General features: G+C 36.7%; 2 protein-coding genes and 3 rRNA genes. 3 read left to right on the top strand and 2 right to left on the bottom strand.

Translation table 11 applies throughout. The features are described from left to right. From FBD94_RS25795 to rrf (FBD94_RS25805), 3 genes are all read left to right on the top strand, one after another. Nucleotides 1–216, top strand: a 23S ribosomal RNA gene (locus FBD94_RS25795); the annotation flags it as partial. A 128-nt stretch (nucleotides 217–344) separates the two neighbouring features. Beyond that, nucleotides 345–456, top strand: a 5S ribosomal RNA gene (gene rrf / locus FBD94_RS25800). Nucleotides 457–542: 86 nt separating this feature from the next. Then, nucleotides 543–654 (top strand): 5S ribosomal RNA (rrf, locus tag FBD94_RS25805). A gap of 54 nt (nucleotides 655–708) precedes the next feature. Here rrf (FBD94_RS25805) and FBD94_RS25810 read toward each other — a convergent pair. Then, entirely contained in the window at nucleotides 709–1743 is a 1035-nt protein-coding gene (locus tag FBD94_RS25810; protein ID WP_136882349.1) for a COX15/CtaA family protein, read from the bottom strand. Continuing rightward, on the bottom strand, nucleotides 1733–2086 hold the full coding sequence (gene queD, locus FBD94_RS25815) for a 6-carboxytetrahydropterin synthase QueD (RefSeq protein ID WP_136882350.1): 354 nt from the start codon (nucleotides 2084–2086) through the stop codon (nucleotides 1733–1735). The genes FBD94_RS25810 and queD overlap by 11 nt, the downstream gene beginning before the upstream one ends. Nucleotides 2087–2783 lie beyond the last annotated feature (697 nt).

Raw genomic sequence — 2783 nt, forward strand, 5'->3', positions numbered from 1 at the left:
GTTGGACTAGCCTCTAGTGAATCTGTTGTTCCGCCAGGGGCATTGCAGAGTAGCTACGCTGGGAATAGATAAGCGCTGAAAGCATCTAAGTGCGAAACTAGCCACGAGATGAGAATTCCATATAGGACCGTAGCAGACTACTACGTTGATAGGTTACAGATGTAAAGGTTGTGAGATCAAAGTCGAGTAATACTAATCATCCGAAGCTTTCAAGAGCAATAAACTGTTGTTTGTTCTTCATAATAACTTCTTTCAATAATATGTCATTTGTTTAGTAACAAATCGAGCAAGGCGCAAGCAGAGCAATAAAAGCGAAAAGATATATACTAAATACTTAAAAATATTTAGGTGCCTATATCGGTGGTGTCCACCTCTTCCCATTCCGAACAGAGAAGTTAAGCCCACCAGAGCCGATGGTACTGCGGTAACACGTGGGAGAGTAGGTCGGTGCCAAATCTTAAAAGAAAGCCGGTAGTCTTAATGACTATCGGCTTTTCTATTAAAAAATGAAGAAATTACTAATTAAAAGATATTAAAAATATTTAGGTGCCTATATCGGTGGTGTCTACCTCTTCCCATTCCGAACAGAGAAGTCAAGCCCACCAGAGCCGATGGTACTGCGGTAACACGTGGGAGAGTAGGTCGGTGCCAAATCTTAAAAAGAAACCCGGTAGTCATTGCGACTATCGGGTTTTCTTGTTTATAAGATTAAGTTTTCTTTAAATTTAGAAACAGAAATAGGAGTAGCGAAATCAGCAATAGTATTCCTGTAAACTGATGTAATAAAGCGAAGCTTTTGTAATGACCATTAATGCTATTTAGGATTGTTGTTATTCCTATAATGCATTGTGTGACCACCAGCAGTAATGGAGATAGCCTGATGAATGATAATGTGCTGTTGATTTTCCATGTTGACGATTTGATATATAGCGTAAGAACGAGGATGCAGATTACATAAGCCAATGTGCGATGAATGAACTGGATCGTTAACAAGTCATTTGTCATGCGGATCAGGTTCATCTTTTGAAAGGATATTTGAGGAGGAATAGCAAAGCCATTCATATCAGGCCAGGTTATTGCCGCAAGCGCAGCATTGGTTCCTGCCATGAACGCACCGTATATCATCTGTAGGGTAACTAAAATGAGTATAAGTATATTCAATTTTGGAAACCTGAGTCGATGTCTCATTTTGATAGGTTGCAGACTTAAAGAAAATGCTAGCCACAGTGTATAGCAAAGTAAAATAAGTGCAGCGACAAAATGTATGGATAATCGAATGTGATTCACTTTTATGTTTATATCATTCAATCCACTCTTAACCATTATCCATCCTATAATTGCCTGTAGTAATCCGAGTATAAAAAGGAACAGCAAAGAGAATAACAGTTTCTTTTCTATTTTTTTTCTGATGAGAAAGTAGATGAGCGGAAAAAGGAAGGCAATGCCGATAAACCTAGCCCAGTTTCTATGTAACCATTCCCAAAAGAATATGGATTTGTAATCTTCCAGTGTAAAATGTGAGTTTACAATATGAAATTGTGCGATCTCTTTGTATTTGTCAAAACTTGTCTGCCACGCAGATTGATTTAAGGGGGGGATTGTTCCGAGCAATGGTTGCCATTCTGTGATGGATAATCCTGATCCTGTAAGCCTGGTGATTCCACCAAGCAGAATTTGTATGATAATGGTACCGGCACCGAAATAAAGCCATGTGGCAATTTGTTTATTATCTTTAACCTTCATAGATTACTCCAGATGTTGGTGTTTCTTTTAATTCTATTTTTACCAAATCTGGAAATATGGGCTTTATCATTTGCCATAACCACACTGCAAGATTTTCAGTGGTAGGATTTTCTAGCCCAGATATTTCATTTAATAACTTATGGTCAAGGATGTCTAAGAATGGTTTTATGCCATTTTTTAAATCGGTATAATCTATGATCCATCCTGAATGTTCTTCTGGCTTGCCTGAAATGTAGACAGTCAAAGTATAGGTGTGTCCATGCATTCCGCCACATTTATGTCCCTGTGGAACGTTTGGTAGATAGTGCGCGGAATCAAATTGAAAGGTTTTGTAGATAATCATTTGTTTTTTATATAATTCAAAGTTGTGATTATGGACGCTGATAGTAAATGATAGCTATCATGTTTTTTGATAATTGTAATCATATCTATGATGTTTTATAAATAACCTGCAGTTTTTCTGATTGTGTTGCAGGTAGTTAGGGATGAATAGGAGATAATAGTGTGTTTAAGTTTGCGGGGGCGTATAATTTTCCTACTTTTGCATCCCGCTTCGGAGGAAGGGTTTGTAAGAAAAGGAAGAAGATGAAGGTTGAATTGAAGGGTTAGAAAAGGAGATTGGTGTTTCTTTAAGGGTTGTTAAAAGGCTCGAAAAATAAAAGAAATAAAGTTTAATAAAAAGCTTGACAAAACCAAAAAGATTTCTACCTTTGCAATCCCAAACAGAACGGGAGTTACCAGACGGAGTTTGTTAACAGAATAAAAAAGATTGAAACGTTGAAAATTTGAAACTGAGATTCGGAACATTAAGACCGAAACGAAACTGAAGAATAATAAACGAAGAAATATAAAGAAGATCCGTGAGGTGATTCGAGAAGTTCATTAAAGAGATGTCATTTATAAAGCATAGCGAGGTAAGATAGTACAGTTTCAAAGTACATGAAAACCAAAGCTATTTTTTCAAGTCAGAATCTAACTAGACAATATAATTAGAATAAGACTATTATTAATACAAGTTAAGAATGGTCAGTGTTCAAACA

Origin of the sequence: Pedobacter hiemivivus (genome assembly GCF_005144565.1) — a bacterium.
GTDB lineage: Bacteria > Bacteroidota > Bacteroidia > Sphingobacteriales > Sphingobacteriaceae > Pedobacter > Pedobacter hiemivivus.